The sequence below is a fragment of the Bacillus seohaeanensis genome, from assembly GCF_042684945.1.
GTDB lineage: Bacteria > Bacillota > Bacilli > Bacillales > Bacillaceae_B > Rossellomorea > Rossellomorea seohaeanensis.
In genome coordinates, this window is the sequence record NZ_JBHUMF010000015.1 from 102,691 (window position 1) to 125,195 (window position 22,505).

Annotated in this window: 28 protein-coding genes; 7 read left to right on the top strand and 21 right to left on the bottom strand. The window is 36.5% G+C overall.

What is annotated here, in order from left to right; all coding sequences use genetic code 11:
- Positions 1-10 precede the first annotated feature (10 nt).
- The 12 genes from ACFSUL_RS06550 to ACFSUL_RS06605 all read right to left on the bottom strand — a co-directional run bounded on the left by ACFSUL_RS06550 (position 11) and on the right by ACFSUL_RS06605 (position 7,444).
- Positions 11-592 carry a biotin transporter BioY gene (locus ACFSUL_RS06550; protein ID WP_377933794.1) on the bottom strand — a complete coding sequence of 194 codons (582 nt, stop codon included), beginning with the start codon at positions 590-592 and terminating at the stop codon, positions 11-13.
- Between the two features lie 192 nt (positions 593-784).
- Entirely contained in the window at positions 785-1,801 is a 1,017-nt protein-coding gene (locus ACFSUL_RS06555) for an LLM class flavin-dependent oxidoreductase (RefSeq protein WP_071411734.1), read from the bottom strand.
- Between the two features lie 82 nt (positions 1,802-1,883).
- The gene (locus ACFSUL_RS06560; protein ID WP_377933797.1) at positions 1,884-2,342 is read right to left on the bottom strand and encodes a MarR family winged helix-turn-helix transcriptional regulator; all 459 of its coding nucleotides are present in this window, start codon (positions 2,340-2,342) and stop codon (positions 1,884-1,886) included.
- Between the two features lie 194 nt (positions 2,343-2,536).
- Positions 2,537-3,013, bottom strand: a complete 477-nt coding sequence (locus tag ACFSUL_RS06565; RefSeq protein ID WP_071411732.1) for a hypothetical protein — start codon at positions 3,011-3,013, stop codon at positions 2,537-2,539.
- 248 nt (positions 3,014-3,261) lie between these two features.
- Positions 3,262-3,390, bottom strand: a complete 129-nt coding sequence (locus ACFSUL_RS06570) for a hypothetical protein (RefSeq protein WP_377933799.1) — start codon at positions 3,388-3,390, stop codon at positions 3,262-3,264.
- Between the two features lie 284 nt (positions 3,391-3,674).
- A complete protein-coding gene (locus ACFSUL_RS06575; RefSeq protein ID WP_377934199.1) occupies positions 3,675-4,007 on the bottom strand; it encodes an ArsR/SmtB family transcription factor in 333 nt (110 codons plus the stop codon).
- Positions 4,007-4,435 carry an SRPBCC family protein gene (locus ACFSUL_RS06580; RefSeq protein WP_377933801.1) on the bottom strand — a complete coding sequence of 143 codons (429 nt, stop codon included), beginning with the start codon at positions 4,433-4,435 and terminating at the stop codon, positions 4,007-4,009. Before ACFSUL_RS06580 ends, ACFSUL_RS06575 begins: the two co-directional genes overlap by 1 nt.
- A 139-nt stretch (positions 4,436-4,574) precedes the next feature.
- Complete coding sequence (locus tag ACFSUL_RS06585; protein ID WP_377933803.1) at positions 4,575-6,104, bottom strand: cobyric acid synthase; 1,530 nt, start codon at positions 6,102-6,104, stop codon at positions 4,575-4,577.
- A gap of 114 nt (positions 6,105-6,218) precedes the next feature.
- Entirely contained in the window at positions 6,219-6,371 is a 153-nt protein-coding gene (locus tag ACFSUL_RS06590; RefSeq protein WP_377933805.1) for a hypothetical protein, read from the bottom strand.
- 19 nt (positions 6,372-6,390) lie between these two features.
- Positions 6,391-6,738 (bottom strand): permease, encoded by a 348-nt coding sequence (locus ACFSUL_RS06595; RefSeq protein WP_377934201.1) that lies wholly within the window; start codon positions 6,736-6,738, stop codon positions 6,391-6,393.
- A 52-nt stretch (positions 6,739-6,790) separates the two neighbouring features.
- On the bottom strand, positions 6,791-6,997 hold the full coding sequence (locus ACFSUL_RS06600) for a helix-turn-helix transcriptional regulator (RefSeq protein WP_377933807.1): 207 nt from the start codon (positions 6,995-6,997) through the stop codon (positions 6,791-6,793).
- A gap of 123 nt (positions 6,998-7,120) precedes the next feature.
- Complete coding sequence (locus ACFSUL_RS06605; protein WP_377933809.1) at positions 7,121-7,444, bottom strand: hypothetical protein; 324 nt, start codon at positions 7,442-7,444, stop codon at positions 7,121-7,123.
- Positions 7,445-7,541: 97 nt separating this feature from the next.
- Between ACFSUL_RS06605 and ACFSUL_RS06610 the strand changes: the two genes are divergently transcribed.
- The 4 genes from ACFSUL_RS06610 to ACFSUL_RS06625 all read left to right on the top strand — a co-directional run bounded on the left by ACFSUL_RS06610 (position 7,542) and on the right by ACFSUL_RS06625 (position 10,757).
- Positions 7,542-7,820: a YqhV family protein gene (locus tag ACFSUL_RS06610; protein WP_071411724.1), complete on the top strand. Its 279-nt coding sequence runs from the start codon at positions 7,542-7,544 to the stop codon at positions 7,818-7,820.
- Between the two features lie 282 nt (positions 7,821-8,102).
- Positions 8,103-8,411 (top strand): PadR family transcriptional regulator, encoded by a 309-nt coding sequence (locus tag ACFSUL_RS06615; protein WP_377933811.1) that lies wholly within the window; start codon positions 8,103-8,105, stop codon positions 8,409-8,411.
- 20 nt (positions 8,412-8,431) lie between these two features.
- Complete coding sequence (locus ACFSUL_RS06620; RefSeq protein WP_377933813.1) at positions 8,432-9,616, top strand: chromate transporter; 1,185 nt, start codon at positions 8,432-8,434, stop codon at positions 9,614-9,616.
- Positions 9,617-9,728: 112 nt separating this feature from the next.
- Positions 9,729-10,757 carry a phosphatidylglycerol lysyltransferase domain-containing protein gene (locus tag ACFSUL_RS06625; protein ID WP_377933815.1) on the top strand — a complete coding sequence of 343 codons (1,029 nt, stop codon included), beginning with the start codon at positions 9,729-9,731 and terminating at the stop codon, positions 10,755-10,757.
- A 127-nt stretch (positions 10,758-10,884) separates the two neighbouring features.
- Here ACFSUL_RS06625 and ACFSUL_RS06630 read toward each other — a convergent pair whose 3' ends face one another.
- The 6 genes from ACFSUL_RS06630 to ACFSUL_RS06655 form a co-directional block, all read right to left on the bottom strand.
- Positions 10,885-11,478 carry a hypothetical protein gene (locus tag ACFSUL_RS06630; RefSeq protein WP_377933817.1) on the bottom strand — a complete coding sequence of 198 codons (594 nt, stop codon included), beginning with the start codon at positions 11,476-11,478 and terminating at the stop codon, positions 10,885-10,887.
- 22 nt (positions 11,479-11,500) lie between these two features.
- Positions 11,501-12,685 carry an alanyl-tRNA editing protein gene (locus tag ACFSUL_RS06635; protein WP_377933819.1) on the bottom strand — a complete coding sequence of 395 codons (1,185 nt, stop codon included), beginning with the start codon at positions 12,683-12,685 and terminating at the stop codon, positions 11,501-11,503.
- Positions 12,686-13,301: 616 nt separating this feature from the next.
- Positions 13,302-13,838, bottom strand: coding sequence for a small multi-drug export protein (locus ACFSUL_RS06640; protein ID WP_377933821.1), 537 nt, complete (start codon positions 13,836-13,838; stop codon positions 13,302-13,304).
- A 193-nt stretch (positions 13,839-14,031) separates the two neighbouring features.
- The gene (locus ACFSUL_RS06645; RefSeq protein WP_377934203.1) at positions 14,032-16,122 is read right to left on the bottom strand and encodes a peptidoglycan D,D-transpeptidase FtsI family protein; all 2,091 of its coding nucleotides are present in this window, start codon (positions 16,120-16,122) and stop codon (positions 14,032-14,034) included.
- Between the two features lie 420 nt (positions 16,123-16,542).
- Positions 16,543-16,743: a cold-shock protein gene (locus tag ACFSUL_RS06650; protein WP_071411719.1), complete on the bottom strand. Its 201-nt coding sequence runs from the start codon at positions 16,741-16,743 to the stop codon at positions 16,543-16,545.
- 411 nt (positions 16,744-17,154) lie between these two features.
- Positions 17,155-17,370 carry a helix-turn-helix domain-containing protein gene (locus ACFSUL_RS06655; protein WP_071411718.1) on the bottom strand — a complete coding sequence of 72 codons (216 nt, stop codon included), beginning with the start codon at positions 17,368-17,370 and terminating at the stop codon, positions 17,155-17,157.
- 265 nt (positions 17,371-17,635) lie between these two features.
- On the opposite strand from ACFSUL_RS06655, the gene ACFSUL_RS06660 reads away from it, so the two are divergent.
- A complete protein-coding gene (locus ACFSUL_RS06660) occupies positions 17,636-17,809 on the top strand; it encodes a hypothetical protein (RefSeq protein WP_377933824.1) in 174 nt (57 codons plus the stop codon).
- Between the two features lie 222 nt (positions 17,810-18,031).
- Here the strand turns inward: ACFSUL_RS06660 and ACFSUL_RS06665 are convergent, their stop codons facing one another.
- From ACFSUL_RS06665 to ACFSUL_RS06675, 3 genes are all read right to left on the bottom strand, one after another.
- Positions 18,032-18,676 (bottom strand): hypothetical protein, encoded by a 645-nt coding sequence (locus ACFSUL_RS06665; RefSeq protein ID WP_377933826.1) that lies wholly within the window; start codon positions 18,674-18,676, stop codon positions 18,032-18,034.
- Positions 18,677-18,846: 170 nt separating this feature from the next.
- Positions 18,847-19,185 (bottom strand): hypothetical protein, encoded by a 339-nt coding sequence (locus tag ACFSUL_RS06670; RefSeq protein ID WP_377933828.1) that lies wholly within the window; start codon positions 19,183-19,185, stop codon positions 18,847-18,849.
- Positions 19,186-19,358: 173 nt separating this feature from the next.
- The gene (locus tag ACFSUL_RS06675; RefSeq protein WP_377933830.1) at positions 19,359-20,138 is read right to left on the bottom strand and encodes a nucleotidyltransferase domain-containing protein; all 780 of its coding nucleotides are present in this window, start codon (positions 20,136-20,138) and stop codon (positions 19,359-19,361) included.
- A 294-nt stretch (positions 20,139-20,432) separates the two neighbouring features.
- On the opposite strand from ACFSUL_RS06675, the gene ACFSUL_RS06680 reads away from it, so the two are divergent.
- On the top strand, positions 20,433-21,533 hold the full coding sequence (locus ACFSUL_RS06680; RefSeq protein ID WP_377933832.1) for an AI-2E family transporter: 1,101 nt from the start codon (positions 20,433-20,435) through the stop codon (positions 21,531-21,533).
- 102 nt (positions 21,534-21,635) lie between these two features.
- Positions 21,636-22,505, top strand: coding sequence for a manganese catalase family protein (locus ACFSUL_RS06685; protein WP_377933834.1), 870 nt, complete (start codon positions 21,636-21,638; stop codon positions 22,503-22,505).

Below are 22,505 nucleotides of genomic sequence, written 5' to 3' on the forward strand. Positions count from 1 at the left end.
TTTCTTTTTGTTACGCGGCAGATTTTTGCTTTAAGGATCCAGTGCTTTTTTGAATATTTTTATAAAGGCGTGGAGCTACTACACCAGCGACAACACTTAATACAATATCTTTCGGTAATGGTACTGCCATCCAAGCCCATGCCACTCCATAGCTGAACGCCTCGGGAGCCTCAGCCCATAGTTTCATTGCAGCATACATCCAGTTCGTTCCGATAACATAATTGATTACCATCCCCACCAGTGCAGCAATAACAAATCGATTCTTACTAGAACTTGCTTCTACCATTTTTCCAACTACATAGGCTACAAGAATATAAGACAAAATAAAACCAAACGTAGGACTAATCAATGCCCCAGGTCCGCCTTGAAATTTGGAGAATATAGGAACACCAACTAATCCAATGCATGTATAAGCAACCATGGAAATGGCACCAAGTCTACTTCCTAGAATCAAACCTGCTAATATACCAAAAAATGTTTGTAGTGTAATCGGCACCCCACCGATTACTAATAGTGATGTTACATTTGCACCGACTGCCATTAATGCGACAAAAACAGCCGATAAAGTTAAATCGATTGCTCTTAACTTCATTCCCCTTCCTCCCCTGTCTAATTCTAGTGGCTAGAGGCGACAAGCCACTCTACTTTTTGATTAAAACTTTTCTGAAAATAGCATAATAGATTCATAACACTTATGTCAACCTTATAATACATAAAGTTAACATATAAAAGATAAAAAAAAACGAATCAGCTTTGTTTCCTTCGCCGATTCGTTTTCATTTTTTTAATTATTCTTTGCGATTTCTGAAATAATCTCATATGAACGAAGACGTGCATGATGATCAAAAATTTGCGAATTGATCATGACTTCATCTGCATCCGTCTCCCGTACGAATGATTCCAACTTATTTTTTACTGTTTCTGGGCTTCCGACAATATTAGAGCCAAGCCTTTGTTCTAGAAGAGTCTTTTCATATGGGGTGATCAAGCCCTCCATGCTATCCACTGGCGGCTTTACTTTTCCCGGTTTATTGCGAATCAAACCAAGGAATGACTGTTGCATGGATGTGGAAAGATACTCTGCTATCTCATCACTTTCTGCTGCGAAAACATTCACCGCCACCATTGCATATGGTTTTTGTAAAACCTCTGACGGGCGGAATGAACGACGATAAATATCTAAGGCACCTAGTGTATTTTCAGGTGAAAAATGGCTAGCAAATGAAAATGGCAACCCAAGTTCTCCTGCTAAACGGGCACTAAATCCACTTGAACCCAATAACCAAATCGGAATTGAAAGACCTTCTCCAGGTATAGCCCGAACTCGGTTTTTACCAGGACTTCGAGTAGGATCGAAGTATTCTCTTAACTCTTCAAGTTGTTGAGGAAAATCCTCCCCATTACTCGGTGTTCCTCTCCGTAGTGCATAGGCTGTTAGTTGATCCGTACCTGGTGCACGACCGAGCCCTAAATCAATTCGACCTGGAAAAAGTGTTTCCAATGTTCCAAAATGTTCTGCAATAACAAGTGGAGAATGATTTGGCAGCATTATCCCCCCAGAACCGACACGCATAGTGGAAGTTACTGATGCAACTTGGCTGATAAGGACACTTGTCGCAGAGCTGGCGATTCCCTCCATATTGTGGTGCTCAGCAAGCCAAAACCGATGATAGCCTAAGTTTTCTACATGCTTGGCAAGGTCTAATGTGTTACGAAAAGAATCACGCGGCGTCTCTCCTTCTAGTACTGGAGAAAGATCTAGCACAGAAAGTTTAACATCACGAAGTTGTTTAGTTGACATAATTTCATCTTCTTTCACTTTAGTTTACTAATATGTTTACACTTTAAACAATTGTTGCAAATTACAAGTATTTAATATACCTTTAAAGTTTTTCCTTCGAAGAAGCACAAACTCTTTTCCATACCTTTTCCATATTCTCATTAAGTAGCTTCAGTGACCTTATTACTGTTTCCTTTTCAAACTCATTCATGTGAGAAAATATTTCATTTAAGTATTCATTTACTCTCTTTTCTATTGTAGAAACGACCTTCGTTCCTTCTTCTGTCAACGACAAAATAGAAACTCTTTTATCATGAGAACATGGTAACTTCTTCACAAGGTTTTTCTGTAGTAATGTTTGAATTTGTCTACTGAATGTTGTAATATCCATTCCAAGAATTTCAGCAATTTCCTGCATAGATGGCTCATGCTGACAATCAATTTCATAAAGAATATGACTTTGAACCAAAGAAACCTCCGTACCACCTGCAGAACAACAATTCTTATCCAGTAATCCGAAATGGCGAATAATTTGCTGAAACTGCCACCTTATGTCTTCCACATTTTCCACCTCAGTTGAATTATGCTCCTATTTCGTTGCAAAATGCAAATAAAATGATTAACAAAATAGTGTATCCCCATCAAAAGAAGCTGCCCCTATTCAGCCAGCCCCTTGAAAACTATTCGATTAACATTGGTTTTATTCAAGCTCCTTCTTTCCTCGTTAGAGTTCCACTTTCAGTCATTCTTTTCTCACTACATCATTTTTTCCAATGCCCTCTTTTCTAAAAATAAGATCCAGCGAAAAAAGATAATGAGAATAGCAAATAACACTGGGTCTAAAAGAATAGAATGAACAATGGTCCACCAACCATAATGGAAATATCCCCATGGCTCCGGAAGTAAAGCAATTAGTTCATACACAAGGATAATCGCTACCCATATTCCAATATAAATTAGCCTTTTGAAGAAGGGTTTCTTTAATGGATAATAGTTTAAAAATAGAATATTCACTGGAGGTACAATAAGCAAATGCGATAGTAGTCCAAGAAAGTCTATTTCCTTGTCGAAATACCAATAACCTCCGTATTTAAATTCCACAAAAATATCAAAGAAAGTCTGAAAGGCTACGGTAAAGCACCATATATGTAAGATTTGGTTTCCTGTTAATACTTTGTCAATCTTTATTACAATGAAATTAAGAATAATAATGGCTGTAAACAGACCTATCATATTTTAGACCTCCACAGATCTAACTAATTAAGTGTTCTACATGAATCGTTCTTCTTAATGTGCACTTTTCGTAATGGAAATATAAGTATTTCTATAAAATAAACATATTAGTCTCCCTATCATAAAGTGAGACTTCCATTAGCTTGGTGGGGATTTTCTAATAGAAAAGAGAGTGCAAAACACACACTGCACTCTCTCGCTTCCCTTCCTTCATGTAAAAGTTTGTTGTAAACAAAAACTAGAAGAAATTATTCTTGGCTTTCCTTTTTCCGAAGTTCAATAATTGTCTTTATTATTTTAGCTATACTCGGTGCAACGTATATTCCATCTTTTTCTACACCGTATTTTAAACAATCAACCAAATATTTATTTTGCATAAAAAATCCCCCTTTTACCTTTATTAAAAGATATTGGGGGAATGAAAGAGTTATTCGGTATATTTTAGACAGTAGGGTAAAATATCCTTCCCCACATGCCGTATAATAATTAGCATTTTACTTTTGATAAAGTCCTACTTTGATGCGGAAGAGCTTGGACTCCCAGGCTCTTTTCCCATAGGTTGTTGTTTTTACTTATGAATGTTGCCCGTAGTGGAAATCAACTCAGTAGGTCCAACTTAGCCTTCAGCTAAAAACAATACTCTTTACAAAAACAGCTTTTTTTATTCATCTTGCCTTTTTTCATCCTCGACCAAATATTGTAATATTTGCAGTTTATTGTCCCAATATTGATCAAAGTATGAAAGCCAGTTCTTCATTTCTTTAATAGGTTCTGGTTGAAGTGTATATCGCTTCTCTCTTCCTATTTTTTGCCCGTTAACAAGTTTTGCCTCTGTTAAAATACGTAAATGTTTAGAAACGGCCGTACGGCTCATCGGAAACTGGCTACTAATTTCGGTAACAGCCAAATCCTTTTTTGCAAGTAATTCTAATATTCTTCTTCTTGTAGGATCTGCAATCGCTTGAAAAACATCATGCTTTTCAGCTGCGGACATTACTGTTCTACCGCTTTTCTTAATTTTTCGTGAACAATTTTCTCCCATCCACCGTTCATCCTGTTTCTGATTACTTCATGTGACTCTCCTGGCGTTTCCACAACATCTTCCGCTTGTTTCCAGCCTGAATGAGTGAGGGCAAAGAGCGTTTTTCCATCTTGCTCTTTCAATTCAAATGTGACAACCCAACCATCCTTGTCCCAAGAAAAAACAAGTTTGTTCGGCGGATCAATTTCTAACACTTTACACGGAGATGGTCCAAATGGTGATTGTAAATGAAACTCATATCCCTCATTTGGTTCAAAATCATTCGGCATAAACCAAGCAGCAATCCCTTCTGAAGTAGCTACTGCCTTCCATACCTTATCAATTGGTGCATTAAAAACTGCTTCTTTTTTTATATCTGGTACAATATTTTTGTCATCCATTGGTATTCCTCCTTTTATATGTAACCATTTGGTTTCACATTAATAATACGCAACCAAATGGTTTCCTGTCAACTAATGATAAAAAAAGCTATCTTTTATATAAAAAGAAAGCTTCCCTTAGTTACTATTATTTAGTGATTCACAAAAATTCACCTTTAAATCCAGTCACCAACATTTCTACTTTTTCCATATCAACATGTTTTCTTACATGGTCAGCAATTTTATCGTATGCTTCTTCCCTAATTTGGTTAAAAGATGGCCTGTTGTCAATCGGTTGTAGACCTTTCTCCAATCGAGTTTGGTTCAACAAAAACCAACGAAAAGTATCATTGTGAAAAAGGCCGTGAAAATAGGAACCTATTACGGTTTCATTGTTGTTTATGCACCCATCCCACTCATTATTAGGTTTGTTAATAAGCGGGCTAAAACCACCACTTGTTAGGTTTGTATTTCCCATATGAATCTCATATCCTTCTACATGAAAAAACATATTATGTAGTTTAAGTTTCCCTTTTGACCTAACTGTTGTCTTCTCCTGACTCAAGACAGTCGTGATCGGTAACAGCGTTAATCCCTTTTCTTTTCTCTTCTCCCCCTCCACTGCTTCAGGATCAGAAACAAGCTCTCCAAGCATCTGGTAACCACCACATATTCCGATAATCTTTTTCCCATGTTTAGCCAATTGCTGAATTTTCTTTGCGATACCGGTCTTTTTAAGATACTGAAGGTCTTCAATTGTATTTTTACTTCCTGGTAAAATGACAATATCGGGATTCCCTAGCTGATGGCTATACTTTACATAACGAATATTACAATCCTCTTCTACCGAAAATGGGTCTGCATCCGTAAAGTTAGAAATTTTCGGATATTGAATAACAGCAACATCAATTAGGTTCTCTTCCCCTTTTCGATTGGAGTAACTCTCTAGAATGACTGAATCCTCCGCATCAATATTTAGATTCGGCAGGAATGGAATGACGCCTAATACGGGTTTCCCAGTATACTTTTCAAACCAATCTAATCCTGATTGAAGCAGAGAAACATCCCCTCTAAACTTATTAATAATAACGCCGACAACACGGTCTCGTTCTTCTTCTGACAGTAGTTGCAGTGTCCCGACAAGGCTTGCAAATACTCCTCCACGGTCAATATCACCTACTAAAATAACCGGAGCCTCCGCGATTTTAGCCACTCGCATATTTACAAGCTCACGATCATTCAAATTAATTTCGGCAGGACTCCCTGCTCCTTCGATAACAACCCTGTCATACTCTGCTGATAAACGTCTATAGCAATTTTCAATCACTGACAAACCTTGCTCATAAAAGTCTTGACGATAATCTCCTGCCTTCATATTTTGTAACGGTCTTCCATTGACAACAACCTGGGATGTATTTTCACTTAACGGTTTAATTAATATTGGATTCATGTCTGTAGTGGCATCTGTTCGAGTGGCATCTGTTCGAGCAGCCTCTGCCTGCACACCTTGTGCCCGCCCAATCTCTTTTCCATCATTTGTTATGTAGGAATTCAACGACATGTTTTGCGACTTAAATGGTGCAACTTTATATCCATATTGAGAATATATCCGACAAAATGCAGTGGTAATGACACTTTTTCCAGCATCAGAATGTGTCCCTTGAATCATAACAGGTATTGCTTTTGACATTTACCATCACTCTTTTCTTCAAAATAATTCACTTATTCTTTATAGCAATCTATATAGCTATGGCACCTGCCCCCCACAACCATCGAACCAATTAATTTAATAAATCTTTTTTAGTCAACGATTTATTTTGGTTATTCTAAGCGATTTTACGATGCTTAAAAATACTTTTTTTGCATCCAAACAGCCTTTCGTAAAGTCTTTTCTAATAAACAAATAGATTGCTAGCCATAACAATAAAAGAATGCCAAAGTGAGTAACTGGATTCATCAAGACTCCTCTATTTCAGCTAATATCTCTTGGAAACAATGACGAAAGATAGGAATACAGTGGAGATAGTTAATGCGATCAGAATATTGACAAGTTCTAACGCAGTAATTGAAATAATCTCAAACTGAAGCAGTGTTGAAAAGATAATATAGTAGCTTAAGATAGCAAAATAGGAAAAAAACATTCCTTTCTGTCTAATCAACTTCATCCGCTCATCCTTTTGTTTAAACTGGGGAGACAAATAACTCAGACAAAAACTCATAACTGCCATCGATCCTGTTATATAAACAGAAGATGTCGGTTTATCCTGTGCCATCATAGCAACAAAAACGTAAAATCCCCCTAATAGGGTAAATAAGATCCCCATGACAAAATAAAGTTTTGGTAAATAATCTACTTCTTGTTTTTCACTTTCCACTTTATTTCTCTCCCTTCTCCTCATAAATAAAGATGTTTTCTATTCTAGTATCAAATGTTTTCGCAATCTCAAAAGCAAGCGGAAGTGACGGATAATATTTCCCTTTTTCAATAGAAATAACCGTCTGTCTTGAGACACCTAGTTTACCTGCTAGCTTATCTTGAGAATAACCATATTCTTTCCTATACTGAACTAGCTTGTTTTTCAATCCGCACTCTCTCCTTCTCTTCCCCTACATCATATAGGTAAAGGAACCTTGACGTCAAGGTTCCTTTACCTATATGATACCTCTCTTCAACATGGATGAAACTACTTTTGCAACCTCTATAGATCATTTAGATTCGTCTGTATCATCTTCATAATGTTCATTGAGATACGGATTTTCTATTCCGGCATAATTCTCTGTCTGAAGACTTTCTTCTGGTTCCATTCCATAGTATCCCTTAACTTTTTCTTCAAGAAGGTTGTCCCCCTCAACAATACTCTCCTTCCGATTCATCCCATAATACCCTTCCACTTTTTCATCTGTAAATTCGTTATTGAGAAAAGAATCTTCTTTTTTCTTCCTATCCATATTTTCACCTGTCTTTCCTTTTTCCTTATTATGCTTCCAATTCTTTGTGTTTAGTATTAAATGAGTAAGATAAGTTTTCACCCTCCCTATTCCTTTAGAACCCAGAAAAAATGTTTGTCCTTCTTGTCCACTTTCTTGCATATAATGTAAAAGCACTTTTATGTAATGGGAGGTTATTATGTTTATTTTTATTGAAAAGGCAATAGTCGGAATGGCATTATTAAGGATGATATCAGGCAGTGTTGAAGTGTTAGCTGCACTGTTGATCCTAAAAGTAAATGAGGTAGAAAAAGCCTTAATTATAAACAGTTCGCTTGCCATTATCGGTCCGATTATTTTGATTGCTACGACTACAATCGGTTTGTTTGGGATGGCTGATAAAATATCCCTTTCAAAAATATTTTGGATTGTTTGCGGTGTTTGTTGTATTTTGTATGGAGTAAAAAGCGGCAATTAACCGCTTATACAAGCCTATATTTTGACTTTTTTAATATAGAATATCCCTTAATAATCTCAATCCCCCTTAGGTTCTTTTTACATTTTTTATTTATTCTCTTGTAGTGAACTCTGAGTATTGTGTGCTACTCAGAGTTTTTTCTTTTTACTCAAATTAATCCCACTCTCTTTTGTAAAGAATTTGTAAATAATATTAGTATTGAATTGCTTTTTACATTTTTCCTTGTTACTATAATATCGAATTGCGATATCGAGTTTCGATATTATAGTAGGAGGAAGCAACATGGAGGATAAAGTACTGCGAAAATTGTTTCTTGGATTTATTCATATTCATATTTTACATCATGCAATGGAGCATCCGATATATGGTGCGTGGATGGTTGATGAATTGAAGGAACACGGCTACAACATTAGTTCAGGAACTCTTTACCCTATCTTGCATTCGATGGAAACCGATGGTCTTTTAAGCAAAAAAGAGCAAAAGGTGGAAGGTAAAATCCGAAAATATTATACAACGACAGAAAAAGGAGGGCATGTGTTAGAGGAAGCAAGAAAAAAAGCATATGAACTTTTTAAAGAAATTAAAGACTAAGGATAGAGAGGAGCTTTAACATGAATACAGATAGAAGTCTTAAATCATTTATGGAAATTCTACTTGTTTCGACGAGACTAGGATTCACTTCTTTTGGTGGACCTGTTGCACATTTAGGTTATTTTCACGAAGAATATGTACGCCGAAGGAAGTGGATGGATGAACGAAGTTATGCAGACCTAGTTGCCCTCTGTCAATTCCTTCCTGGTCCTGCAAGCAGTCAAGTTGGAATGGGGATCGGCATTGTTCGAGGTGGGATACTAGGAGGAATACTAGCATTTATTGGTTTTACATTACCGTCTGTCATCGCTTTGATTTTATTTGCACTTGTTTTACAAGGACTGGATGTCTCTGATGCCGGTTGGATTCATGGTCTAAAGATTGTCGCGGTAGCAGTTGTTGCCCATGCAATTCTAGGAATGGCTAAAAAGCTTACACCAGATTTAAATCGTAAATCGATTGCATTATTTGCTTTAGTATCGACATTGATTTGGCAAACTGCCTATGCACAAATTGGCCTTATTTTGCTTGCTGCCATTATTGGTTTTTTACTTTATCAACAACATGAATCCAAGGACGACTCTATTATTTCCGTACCAGTTTCTCGTACTGTTGCTACAATATGTTTAACTGTTTTCTTTAGTTTATTAGTAGTGTTGCCATTACTCAGTGAGCTTTCGTCTATAAGCTGGATAGCAATGTTTGATAGCTTTTACCGCTCAGGTGCACTTGTTTTTGGCGGCGGCCATGTTGTGTTACCACTATTAGAAAGAGAATTTGTACCAACAGGCTGGCTGAGCGAAGAGGCGTTTCTCGCAGGATACGGAGCTGCTCAAGCTGTACCAGGTCCACTCTTTACATTTGCAGCATATTTAGGAGCTGTTATTAGCGGTTGGAAAGGTGGCTTGTTGGCAACCGTGGCAATTTTCTTGCCTGCATTCCTTTTAGTCGTCGGAACACTCCCGTTTTGGGATTCCCTACGTCGTAACCCTAAAATTAAAGGAGCATTAATGGGGGTAAATGCTGCCGTCGTTGGAATCTTGATTGCAGCATTTTATCATCCTATCTTTACCAGTTCGATATTTACCCCAATAGATTTTGCATTTGCCGCCGTCTTGTTTAGTATGCTTGTCTATTGGAAATTACCACCTTGGATCATCGTTGTCACCGGGGCAATTGGTGGGTGGCTTATGACATATTTATAATGCATGAGCTAGTAACGGTTGTGCCTGGTTTTAATGGGAATTTTCTAGTTTACATCTTTCTTGAATATGGTATCTTAATGTAGATGTATTTTTTTCAGGAGGAAGGCCGTAGATGTTTGATAGTTCTCTTTTCACACATAATATTATTTCCTTTTTAAAGGAAAATGGTGGTAATCATTTATCACATCTTATTTTATTACAAGATAAAAAAGTGTTCTGGGCTCAGCAGAAAAAAGTGTTAATTACCTATAAGCAAATTGCTAATAAAACCGTTGTATTAGGAGACCCAATTGGTGAAGAATCACTAATACAAGGTGCGATAAAAGAATTCTGTGACTACAGTAAAAGTAAAGGACTAAAACCAATTTTTTATCAAATTAGCCCTAAGTTCATGCATTATTATCATGAACTAGGTTATCGATTCTTGAAGTTGGGTGAGGTTGGACTGGTCAACCTCCCAAACTTCTCCCTAGAAGGAAAACAGGGAGCAAAATTACGGACAAGGCTTAATAAATTTTCTCGAAATTGCTATACATTTAACGTCATGTATCCGCCATATTCAGAAGAACTTCTTTCAAAGTTAAAGCTTGTATCAGATTCGTGGCTAGGCACTCAATACGAAAAGGGATTTTCGGTAGTTTCCTTTAGTGAAGAATATATTTCTTGTTTTCCAATAGCTCTTTTAAAAGGTCCTGATGGGAATATTATCGCTTTTTCAACGTTAGCAATGGATTACAAAAATAATATCAGTATTGACTTAATGCGAAAGTGTGCCAGTAGTCCCCATGGAACAATGGATGTTTTATTTATTCATATTTTTAAATGGGCAAAAGAAAAAGGTTATCTAAACTGTAGTTTAGGCATGGCTCCATTATCAAATGTTGGAAACCACAAAGATCCGTTTTTAAGCGAAAGAATTATGCGCTTAGCCTACCTCTACGGGAGTATATTTTATAACTTTAAAGGGCTTAAGGAATTTAAAAATAAATTTGCTGATAGATGGGAGCCGAAATATTTAGTTTATAAAAAAACATTTCTACCAGCTATGTTTATGCAATTAATTTTACTCATTAATGCTACACCGAATTCTAAACCTAAAGCAATGGAAAGGATTAAATACTTGTTAAAAAGAGCAGGGTAAAATTGGCTTGAGCTTTATATATTTTTGAAGCAAAGAAAATGAAGTTTAAATAAAGTAAAAATTCAATGAGTGGGGTCTCTTCCCCACCCATTGTTAGCTACTTTCCTTTTATATCACTTTCCTTACCCTACTTTTTACTAAAAAATAATAAATCATATATCGTTGCAAAAGCAATGAAAGCAATTTTCCATTCATCACTTACATGTCTGTTAATAGAAACAGTATACCCGCCCCCTGTCGTAAAAAGTTCCTTCATGGAGCTTGGAAATCCTTTTTTCGTTATTGTCATCTGCACTTTATCATCGATGTCAATGATATCGACTCTATCACCAAACATATCTCCTTTTAAACTGGCAATCTTGCCTCCTACAGAATCCTCGATAATAACTTGGGGATGGCTCATATTCATTTTATCATCATAGGTAAATAAGACATTGCCATCCAAGGCTTTTAGCTGAAATTTCTTTGAAAACCCAGTCTCTCTTTCTAATTTATAAACCAGTGTTTCCTTATCATCACATAAATAATAATGATGGCTCGAAAAAGAATGAAGACCAATCATTTGGAAGATTCGATTCATAATCGTTTTGGAGACGTTCTTATTTACTTTCGCCATCGCAAGTACTTTCTTTTGATTGGAGTAGTAAGTATAAGTATTACTAAATCCTACTGATTGTTGAATATAAAATTCATTTAATTCTTTAAATGCCTTCAGCAACAAGTGCTCTCCCCTTCACCAAGCATTATAGTCTTTTTAAAAATTCCTGGAGCAGTTCTTCACCTGATATGGATGGTTCTCCTCCACCTTGTACAAAAGATTCTTTTCCGCCACCTTTTCCATTAATAAGCGGCAGAACGTCATTCATCATATTTCTCATATTTACTTCTTCTGCTTCTCCTCTAGCAGCGACCAGCTGAGTTTTATCCGTGTTTTCTGCTACCAACACGACAACACAACGATCATTTTCTTTAACAATATAACGAGCAAGCTTTTGCAATTCAGTTATTGGTCGATTTTTAAATACTTTACTAATTATTTGTTCGCTAGCCACTTCTGCTAGTTCCTTCGCTTCATAGCTTAAAAGTTGTTCCTTTGCTTCTTCTAAGGCTTTATCTGTTTCTTTTTCTTTCTCTAATAAGCGTTCAACTGCATTCTTCATTTCTTTCTCAGGAGCATTTAAATATTCCGTCAAATTGGAAAGGATTGTTTGTTTTTCGTGTAGCTGCTTCCGTACTCTGTTTCCGCAAACGAACGTAACCCTTATTTTTTTCCGTTGTCTTTCCCACCCTAAAATGGTAATAGAACTTACTTCTCCGGTTGACCTTGGATGCGTCCCACCGCAACCGTTATAATCAAATTCTGGTATAATCACAAGCCTAACATTATCGGAAACGGCTAATTCTTTTCGTAACGGGTAACGATTGGCTTCCTCTGCCGTCATCCATGTTGTTTCGATCTTTCTATTTTCTAAAATAATATCATTAGCCAATTTCTCTGCAGCATCAGCATCCTCTTTTGATAAGTCGCCTATATCCAAATCAATTGTCGAATGCTCTTTTCCGAGATGAAAACTTACCGTTTTATACTGAAACAATTCTTCAAATGCAGCGGACAAGATATGCTGCCCAGCATGCTGCTGCATATGATCAAATCTCAGTTTCCAATCAATAACCCCTTCAACTTTTGTTTCACCTTCAGAAATTGGCTCCGAAGTATAATGACGAATTTCCCCATCGATTTCCTCTACGGCAATGACTTCGGTGTTATGTAAAAAACCTTTATCAGATGGCTGTCCCCCTCCAACAGGATAAAAAGCCGTTTCCTCTAAAACACTATACCAATTTCCATCTTTATCTTGTTTTTGCTTTAAAATTTTACTAGTAAACGTTTTTATGTAAGCATCTTGATAAAATAATTTAATACTCAAAACAAATCACTCCTTCTTATCATTTCACTTTAACTTTAACTATAAAGTAAAAAAAAGTGGAATTACAGAAGATACATATTTTTCACACTAGAAAATATGTTTTTTCACTAAATTTCATGTTATTTGTTAATTTTTTTTTAGTTTACGGATGTTTGTCCAATCAAAATAAAAAAATAATTGTATATTATTATTAACAGGCACAATAGTAGCAAATTATCTAAACATTAATCATCGAATACGGGCTACTTTTCTAGTAAATATTTTTTGTGTCTTATGGCATTTCATGCGTAACGTCCAGTATTCCTCTCTTTTCTAAAACTAGAGAGAACTGTTCGCTACCGCCAAATTTGTGAACTCATCCATGAATTGGTCCTCCTAATCCATGGGCGATTCACACTATCACTTTCGCCGCACCCAAAGTGATATCCCTCCATCATATATTTTGACGACTGTTCTCGAAATTGGAACAGTTTTTTTTTGCACTTTAAAAGAAAATTGTTGAGTAATACGAATGAACGAAAAAACGTAAATTCTAGAGACAGTGACCACTTCATTATCTGAACAAAAAACTTCTATTTACAAGTAGGAAGCCTTGTAAATAGAAGCATGTTAGCTTTTATTGGAACAAACGAATAAGAAATCCGTTTTCCTCTACATCTGGAACAAAAAATGAAACACCGGAATTTGCCGCGACAGCAGAGACAATTGTCCAAATTATTAAACTGACAATCATCCAACCAGTTACCAAACTCCTTTTAGAACCGAAGCTCATCCCCATAAACGCGGAAATATGGGAACCGACAAGAAGCGGTCCAAAAATCGTTAACCCCGGCAACCCATATTTATCAAAGAGAGCTTTTGCCCGTTTTTGCTTTTTCGTATCTTGTTCAGTGGTTTCCTCTTCACCGACATGTGCTTCTCCACCAGCTGTCGCTTGCATTCCAACACGTTTCTGCTTTCTTGCACTCATCCAGCCCTTTACTTTATCAACAAAAATAATCAAAAGCAGTACTGTCAACAAGTTACCTAAAAAACCTAGAATTGCTACTGGTACTGGTGACAATCCCCCGATAATTGCTAATGGTACAACAGCAATCAACTCAAACAAAGGAACAGCCGCTAATAAAAACACTAATAAATAGGATACAAACACTTCATCGCCTCTTCTCGTTATACTATTTATAAATCATACATATTCACCAAACACATCGAATCATGAAGGTTATTCATTTCCGACCAATACGTATATATTGACCACGTTCTAGTCCCACTAATAATAGGGCAAGCCCACTCCACCTCTAGAAAAAGCAACAACCCCCTATTATATTGAGCTGTTGCTTTTATTGCTAGTTTTCCTCTGTTTGCGTTTCTAACGATTCATCTGCATTTTCTACGGTAAAGTCAACACCAGAAGTATTTTTACCTTCTGCTGCTCTTTGTTTCTTGAGCTCAAAATATTTATCCATAACTCTTCGGGCGATTTCTTTATTTGTATATGGATCTGTGTTCTGGTGTTGCCAAGGAACTAATACCGAAAATGCCACTTCCGGATTATCGTATGGAGCGTAACCTATTATACTTGTATTATAGGTTGGTGTACCATTATAGTATGCTTCGGCAGTCCCGGTTTTACCTGCTGCGTTGTATGGTGCATCATGAAACTCTTTATAACCAGTTCCATTAGAGCGATGATACACTTGATAGAATCCTTGTTGGACCTGATTAATTTGATTCTCTGTTGCACTTACTCTATTTAAAACCTTTGTAGTGTGCTCATAGCTAATAGGACCTAACTTGCCTCGTTCATTTATTGGCTCACGGACTTCCTTTAAAATATGTGGCTGTATTCGGTAGCCGTCATTCGCAATCGTAGATACGTATTGAGCTAGTTGCAGTGGCGTATACGTGTCAAACTGACCAATAGCCAAATCAAGTAGTTTACCACCTACATTATTAGGTCCCTGAAACCCTGGGGATTCACCTGGTAGATCTAAACCAGTCTTGACGCCAAGTCCAAATTGAGCAAAGTGATTTCTGATTACGGTAAAATCTTCTGAATCAACATTTAAAGGTTGACCTGGAGCATATCGAGTCCCAGCAATTCTCATCGCTACTTTCCACATATAGGAGTTAGACGATTTCTCTAAAGCAAAAGCGTCAGAAATAGCCGCTGTCTGTGCCCCATTAACATTAAACCACGAAGATTTTTTAGGCGTGTCTTTAATATAAAGTGGTTCATCCACAATATATTCTCCTGGTGTCAAGACCCCTGTCATATATCCAGTCATTATGGTCGCGCCTTTAGCTGCAGAACCTACTTCATAAGAGGAAGTAAAGGTCCCAAGTGCATCATCTTGGAATCCATCACTTGTATACTTTTTCCCTGCCAGCGTCAGCAACTCACCTGTGTTGGGATTTATCACTACAACATAGGCACGGTCAAGAAATCGTGAATTATACGTTCCTAATACTTTGGACATCTCTTCTTGAATAATTTTCTCTACCTCTTGCTGCAGTTTTGTATCAATAGTTAATAGTACATCTTTCCCTTGCTGCCCTTCCTTAACTAATAAAGACTCTAGTACACTGCCATTCTTCGTTACATTATGAATCGCTTCTTTGTGACCTTGTAAGACATTTTCATATTGAAACTCTACATAACTTTTCCCGACTCTGTCATTTCTTGTGTAGTCTTTAGCGAGATAACTTTCTGCTGTTTCTTTCGGTAAGCCTTCTTTTGCCGAAGAAACATTTCCAAGAATACTGCGGAGTGTCGGACCGAAAACGTATGACCGCTCCCAGTCTGTTGTTATATTCACTCCTGGAAGGCGATAAAGGTTTTCACTAACAACGGCCATTTCCTTCTGTGTAACACCTTTATTTTTTATAATTTGTGGTGTAAGTGCATAGCCACTGCTGAATTCTCGATAAATAGCTAAAACTTCTAAATCCTTTTTAGAAAGTGAGTTTATCTCTTTATCTGTAATTCTCTTAATCTGAAGTTGATATATTTTACTGTTCGCTTCATCCTCTGTAAGCTCTTCGTCATTTAAATACTTATTTCTTTCTTTTTTCGGGACTTTTTCTAGTGCTTTTTCAGGATTTTTTACTATCCAATAGTCTTTCTTATCCCTGTCTGTAACTTCACTCGCATCCTTCTCAATAAGCTGCGCCAGTTTTTCAGCAACTTCTAGCATATCCGTTGTTTTTGTCGACTGTGCTCTAGTGTAAGTTATCGCATTCAAGGAGATATTATCCACCATCACATTGCCGTAGCGATCATATATTTTCCCTCTTGGCACACCATTTTTGACGATAACATCTTCCGTCCGATTTACTTCTTTCACATATTTTTCTCCGTTAACAATTTGTACGACTCCCAGCCGGACAATCAGTAAAGAAAACATAATAAAAACGGCAAAAAAGAGTAAATTCATCCGTAATGGTATATGCGTCTTTTTCCTCTTTTCTTCTTTTCTTTTCAAATTCATCCCATCCTACGAAAATAGTCTTATCGCTATTGTAAAGGAAAAGTCCCTTTCCTTCTACCTCATTATCCCAATTTTTAATAAAATTTCTATTTTTAAGTGGTGATATAAAAAAATTGAAAGTCGCACTTTAAATAGGGATAGATTTTTTCTAAAAAGAACAGAATTGGGTGCCTTTTGATCTAATGCCTTTAGTAAAGCAACCTCAAGTCTTTCGAAGCACGGAACTAGATCCTACTCGCGGCAACATTCGATCTCAAGAATAGCTAGGGGGCGGGGAGAGGAGTGGAACATCTCTAAAAGTATATTATTAAAAACAGTAAAAAACAGGTCCTATAAAAGGACCTGTTCGTATGGTTTTTTTCACTATTATGCTTTAGTTACGTTAGCAGCTTGAGGTCCACGAGCACCTTGTTCTACTTCAAAAGATACGTCTTGACCTTCTTCAAGTGTTTTGAAACCTTCACCTTGGATAGCTGAGAAATGTACGAATACATCTTCTCCACCTTCGCGTTCGATGAAACCAAAGCCTTTTTCTGCGTTAAACCATTTTACTTTACCATTTTCCATTTTATGTTGCCTCCTAGTGTGCTTTCCACACAATTGTATTACTATTCTTGCTCATATTGATATCCAGGTGAAAATTGTTTTTCTTCCTAATATATCGAACAAAAATAATTCCCCTTTAGAATAGCAGTAATAGGTTAAAAAGGCAAGGAAGCCTTGGAAAAAACATTCATTTAATGAAAAAATACCTATTTTTGAACTATATTGACTTAACTAACCTTCAGAATAAATGTGCAAACACCTTAATCCGCCCCGGTAAGCTCTTCTAGGAAAACAGAAAAAGTCACTCGTTGCCCCAACTGTTTTATCGAAAAAACTATAGAGGAGCTAGATATAAACTATCCCACTTAAAAAGTTATCCACGTCCGAATATTTTGGTGGTTTTCTAACAAAGAAAAAACAGAAGAGTGACATTCACTCCTCTGTTTTCCATTCATACAAGTCTTCAATTTGACAATTTAATTCTTTAGAAATCGTCATAGCATTACTCAAGTTCATTATTTTCTTGTTTGTATACTGATCAAGCTGGTCCATTGGAATATTCGTCTTTTCCTCCAAAGCCTCAAGGCTGGAGTTATTTTGTTGCATCAATTTGTTGAGGTTACTCTTTTTCGCTTTATAATTAGTCAAAATGCCACCTCGCTTTTTCTATAGTATAGCACAATAAAAATAGAATAGATAGCTAATGAAACTTCACAACTAATTATTTGCAAAGTAAAACTTCAATCAGTTGGGTTTTACACCCGTTAATACGGGATAAATCATTAATGTATTCTATACAAAAATAAGAGTAAGTAATGATAGCTTGTTTTTGTGTTATACTTAATAGTATAGACCATCTTTTTTCCGATGGACTTTTTCTTTACCAGATTAAAATAAGTAGGAGCGTGTCTTTTTGAAAAATTCTAAAAACATATATAATAATGGAGATACAGTAGTTATTAAAGAGACAGGTGAAACAGTCACGATTATGAAATGGCAATATGTAAAAAATATGAAACGCTATTCTTACATAATCGAAGAGCATCCAGAAACATTTTATTTTGAAGAAGAGTTGCAGGGTAAATAAAGCAAAGACAACCGTCCAGGAGAGACAAGTAAATAATCTCACCTTGGCATGATGCTTTTTGCCACGGCAAGGCTCTTTATTTGACCTCGAGCCGCGGCTAACTCAGGGCAGTTTCCCCTCACCTTAAGCCTCTTGGTCTTGAAGTAGAGGTCTTACTGCCCATTAATGCGGGGTAGGATAAAAGGCTTTTAGATAATTAATCCCTACACCCCCGTTCTTAATTTATTGTTCCGTTACTTTCTTTGTGGTCTTCTCCTTATTTTCTTCCGACTCTAATAGCCCATGTTTACTAAAGTCCTTCAAAATTTTATCTAATACTTCTCTATTGCTTATAACAATATAAGCGGGTTTAGTAAACTTCCCTTTTACTTTAATGCTGAGTTTATATCCATTGTTTACTTTGTCATGATAGCCATACAAGTCATGCCACTTAATTATTTTCTCAACCTTATAATATTCAATACTTCTCCATGGATAAAAGAAACCTTGGAAGACAATTCCCTTTTGGAGCAGAAAGAAACTCCCGTTATGTTTAATAAGACTCATTATCGGAATAAACATATAGGCAATATTTAGAAAAGCAGCGTCAAACCGATCGGTAAAAATAATAATAGTTACTATACTAGACATAAAAATAATAGCAAGAAAGGTTAACAAACGAACTTGACGATACCCTTTCGCCTCTTCGGTCAACGGTTCCATCCCTTTCCAATCCGGGACAGTTCGAATCGCATCATATTCATCTTCTGTTATAGGAAAATGTGCGTTTCTCGACAAATGAATTGCCAGTTTCAACCTCTTATGCTGCCTAATAATATAACTCATACAAAACACGAATAAAACGATAAAAAATAAAGAAATCCACATCCCATTACCTCCGCTGTTACTATGTATAAAGAAAGCTGTAAGTCCTTCTCCTATACATACGCATCAGCACTCAAAAAGTTCCCGAAAAATGTTAACTTCATTCAGGGATTATTCAGGGGGGACCGACTTTTTTCACAGAAATAAAAAACTGTCTTTAATTCCGTTCACTATTATTTTCTTCTAATTTTAATAAGTTCGTTATCTGCATAAGTAATTTTTACCTCTTCCCCTACTTTATATTTCACATAGCGGTCGCATTCAATATCGAATGTTTTTCCGTTATCAAATTTCATTGCACAGTCTTTCTTCGCTTCTTTATCATTCAAGGAAAGTTTTTGTTTAGATTTGATTCCAATAGGCTCCCCATCTTTTTGTTGTGGATAGTACTTTTCTGTTATTTTTACCCGATCTACTTTATGTCCAGATGATTGTCGCCCGAATGCGACCAATACAACAAGTGACACACATAATACAGCTAATATAATCGCCTTTATCCATATTTTTTTCATGCTATCCCCTTACCTACACTAGAATTAACATAAGCATTATATGGTGGAAGGCTTTTCGATATGACAATTAAAAAAATTTATTTCAACTTAGTCATAGCGTGTAACTTTATTTAGTACGCTTACTAATTTCCTTATCCAAAACAACTTACGCACACCAATTAAACTATCACTAATTAGGGAATCCTACCTCCCCATACTTCCTTTACGGTTTCAAAAAAAATCTCATTTAATAGTGGTGTAACATCCTTCTCTTGCCTGCTTAATTCACCACCCAACTCTCTCAGGCGCTCTAGTTCTCTTTCGAAAAAAAACAACAAATCTTCTAACGATACCTGGCTATACTCATAACCACGTTGCTTATCTTTAATAAGCTTATTAATATCTCTTATTACTAGTGGTTTTGCTACGAGTTTTTCTGTTAGAAAAGTAATTCTGTTAGGAGGTATACTTTCAAATTTTTCGATCCATAAACATGCAAGAAGCGGGCGAAGCACATTGATGTACTTTTTTAACTTTATTTCCTTACCTGTACCTAACGATTTAAAATTCCGCCTTGCCATACTAAAATAGTGATGAAAACAAGTCACTGGTGAAAAAACAACTTCCCTAACTAACCGTAATTGCTCTAGTGTTTTAAATGCTTCGACATAAACTAAATCAGAATTTAACCACTCTAAAAATTGCGGATTTGATTTCCGGTACAGTCTTAATGCCTTCTGTAAATCCCAACCGCTCATATCTAAACTTTTATCAACCGGAAGTTCTATAACATCTCTTTTTTCATCAATAGCAAGATACCATTCAATTTTATGTATATAAACAAAACGAACATCGTAGTCACTGTTTTCCGAAGAAACACCCCATGTTCTGCTTCCCGCTTCCACTGCAAATAACACGCTAACTTCATTCTCTTTTTCGAGCCTCTTCATTTCCTTTATTATTTTGTCTTTCATATCACACTTCTCCTTTTATCTAATTCCAGCGGCTCGAGTTTTTTCAGAAGGCTGTTTTCTTAAAGCTTATTGTTTGTGGGTAACGGACCGTTCCGTTCCGCTCCGCTCCAATCCACTCTATGTTTCCAACTGCTGTTAAAAGCAACCATTTTTCGGAAGTCAGCCTTTCAGAAAAACTTCTCGACTCTAGGCAACCTGCTCCCGCTTTCTTTTTTCATGTTATTATTACCATTTTTTCATCAATTTCTGGTATACTCAAAACATCGAAAGCTTTTGGTGGAGTGAGGTTATTTAGTGAAAAAACAAAAGTTATATCATTGGACTTTACAAATCTTAGTCATTTTAACAATCCTGTACATATCAACAAAAATTACTTTTTTATTTGAGCCCATTGGTGTTTTTGTAACAACATTGTTTTTCCCCATTATTATTTCTGGTTTCTTGTATTTCTTGCTTAATCCAATCGTTAATCAACTAGTGAAGCTTAAGTTTCCTAGGGCACTAGCGATTATAACCATTTATTTGGCTATTATTGGTGCTGTCGTCATCATTGCAGTGAATGTTGCGCCGATTATTTCCAAACAGGTAACATCTCTTTTTGAGGAAATACCACAGTACGCCAAACAGACTATGATATTTGCGGATGATTTGTCTGATACGGAACAATTTAAATGGGTGATGAACCAAGACTATGTGCCGATTGAAGACATCGAAAGAAGACTCATTGAATTTGCAAACACGCTACCTGATAATATAACAAATGGGTTTATGAACCTTTTGGGAGTATTAACAAATATTACAATTACTATTATCACTGTTCCATTTTTGTTATTTTATATGTTTAAAGATGGTCATAAACTTCCTGTAGCTCTTTCTAAATTTATTCCTTCCGCCTATCGCAAAGAGGGAATAGAAACAATTAAAGAAACGAGTGATACGCTCGCAGCGTATATTCAAGGGCAAATTCTTGTAGCATTATTTGTGGGAACACTTACATTTATTGGTTATCTAATTATAGATCTTCCATTTGCATTAGTTATGGCCTTAATTGGTGCGATAACGAACATCATTCCTTATGTTGGACCATTTATTGGTGGTGCACCCGCTGTAGTTGTTGCACTATTTGATTCTCCAACAAAAGCGTTTCTCGCCATTGGTGTTATTACCATTGCACAACAGCTAGAAGGAAATGTCATCTCCCCATTAATTTTAGGGAAAAGACTTGATACTCACCCAGCAACGATTATTATCCTATTACTCGTTGCCGGAAACCTAGCAGGGATTCTGGGAATGGTTCTTGCAATTCCTACCTATGCTGCTGTGAAAACAATCGTATTAAATTTTGTGAAATTCATCAGAATCAGAAAAAGTAAAATAGATCAGCAGGAAGCTTGAATTCATTCAAGCTTCTTTTTTTGGAACTATTTACTCTTTACTAAAAAGAATTTCTCCCCCTTTTTTGCAAACCCTAAGCATGTACAAAAAGGAGGAAGTGAAATGTTTTATCATATAAAAGAATTACAATATAATGCAAAACCCGAAAAGCCGGATCCTGTTTACGCAAAAAAATTGCAAGAAATATTAGGCGGACAGTTTGGTGAAATGAGTGTCATGATACAGTATTTGTTTCAAGGCTGGAATTGCCGTGGGGAACAAAAATATCGCGACATGCTTTTAGATATTGGAACAGAAGAAATAGCCCACGTAGAAATGATTGCAACCATGATTGCCCAATTACTAGACGGTGCACCTGTACAAGATCAAGAAGAAGCAGCAAAAAATCCTATCATCCATTCCGTGTTGGGAGGAATGAATCCCCAACATGTAATTGTTTCAGGACTTGGAGCAACACCAACAGATAGTACAGGATATCCGTGGAATTCACGTTATACAATTGCTAGTGGTAATATGCTTGCTGACTTTAGAGCAAATTTAAATGCAGAGTCACAAGGCCGCTTACAAGTTGTACGTTTATATGAATCAACAACAGACCCTGGCGTTAGAGATATGCTGTCCTTCCTTATCGCAAGAGACACAATGCACCAAAATCAGTGGATGGCAGCAATTGAAGAACTAGAACAAAACCAGAAAGCGATTGTCCCAAGTACTTTCCCGCAAGACTTAGAAAAACAAGAAGTATCCTACTCGTTCATGAATTTTTCAAGAGGGGAAGAAAGTTCTCAAGGAAGATGGGCAAGCGGACCTAGTATGGATGGACAAGCTAATTTTGAATATGATGGTTCTCCTAAAGCAATGGGACAAATTCCGTCACTCAGTCAAGCACCTGCCTACATTCACGATTCACCGATACCAGGCACACCACCACCTTCAGTAGATAAAGCAAATTTCTCTCAACCGAATCAATAG

What these genes read in the sequence shown, in the direction of transcription:
- ACFSUL_RS06620 (WP_377933813.1), top strand. Translation starts at nt 8,432, where the DNA reads ATGAATACAGATAGAAGTCTTAAATCATTTATGGAAATTCTACTTGTT.
- ACFSUL_RS06555 (WP_071411734.1), bottom strand. Translation starts at nt 1,801, where the DNA reads ATGTCAACTAAACAACTTCGTGATGTTAAACTTTCTGTGCTAGATCTT.
- ACFSUL_RS06615 (WP_377933811.1), top strand. Translation starts at nt 8,103, where the DNA reads ATGGAGGATAAAGTACTGCGAAAATTGTTTCTTGGATTTATTCATATT.
- ACFSUL_RS06570 (WP_377933799.1), bottom strand. Translation starts at nt 3,390, where the DNA reads ATGCAAAATAAATATTTGGTTGATTGTTTAAAATACGGTGTAGAAAAA.
- ACFSUL_RS06585 (WP_377933803.1), bottom strand. Translation starts at nt 6,104, where the DNA reads ATGTCAAAAGCAATACCTGTTATGATTCAAGGGACACATTCTGATGCT.
- ACFSUL_RS06685 (WP_377933834.1), top strand. Translation starts at nt 21,636, where the DNA reads ATGTTTTATCATATAAAAGAATTACAATATAATGCAAAACCCGAAAAG.
- ACFSUL_RS06610 (WP_071411724.1), top strand. Translation starts at nt 7,542, where the DNA reads ATGTTTATTTTTATTGAAAAGGCAATAGTCGGAATGGCATTATTAAGG.
- ACFSUL_RS06595 (WP_377934201.1), bottom strand. Translation starts at nt 6,738, where the DNA reads ATGGGGATCTTATTTACCCTATTAGGGGGATTTTACGTTTTTGTTGCT.
- ACFSUL_RS06590 (WP_377933805.1), bottom strand. Translation starts at nt 6,371, where the DNA reads ATGAATCCAGTTACTCACTTTGGCATTCTTTTATTGTTATGGCTAGCA.
- ACFSUL_RS06675 (WP_377933830.1), bottom strand. Translation starts at nt 20,138, where the DNA reads ATGAAAGACAAAATAATAAAGGAAATGAAGAGGCTCGAAAAAGAGAAT.
- ACFSUL_RS06625 (WP_377933815.1), top strand. Translation starts at nt 9,729, where the DNA reads ATGTTTGATAGTTCTCTTTTCACACATAATATTATTTCCTTTTTAAAG.
- ACFSUL_RS06645 (WP_377934203.1), bottom strand. Translation starts at nt 16,122, where the DNA reads ATGAATTTACTCTTTTTTGCCGTTTTTATTATGTTTTCTTTACTGATT.
- ACFSUL_RS06665 (WP_377933826.1), bottom strand. Translation starts at nt 18,676, where the DNA reads ATGTGGATTTCTTTATTTTTTATCGTTTTATTCGTGTTTTGTATGAGT.
- ACFSUL_RS06650 (WP_071411719.1), bottom strand. Translation starts at nt 16,743, where the DNA reads ATGGAAAATGGTAAAGTAAAATGGTTTAACGCAGAAAAAGGCTTTGGT.
- ACFSUL_RS06565 (WP_071411732.1), bottom strand. Translation starts at nt 3,013, where the DNA reads ATGATAGGTCTGTTTACAGCCATTATTATTCTTAATTTCATTGTAATA.
- ACFSUL_RS06580 (WP_377933801.1), bottom strand. Translation starts at nt 4,435, where the DNA reads ATGGATGACAAAAATATTGTACCAGATATAAAAAAAGAAGCAGTTTTT.
- ACFSUL_RS06550 (WP_377933794.1), bottom strand. Translation starts at nt 592, where the DNA reads ATGAAGTTAAGAGCAATCGATTTAACTTTATCGGCTGTTTTTGTCGCA.
- ACFSUL_RS06575 (WP_377934199.1), bottom strand. Translation starts at nt 4,007, where the DNA reads ATGTCCGCAGCTGAAAAGCATGATGTTTTTCAAGCGATTGCAGATCCT.
- ACFSUL_RS06670 (WP_377933828.1), bottom strand. Translation starts at nt 19,185, where the DNA reads ATGAAAAAAATATGGATAAAGGCGATTATATTAGCTGTATTATGTGTG.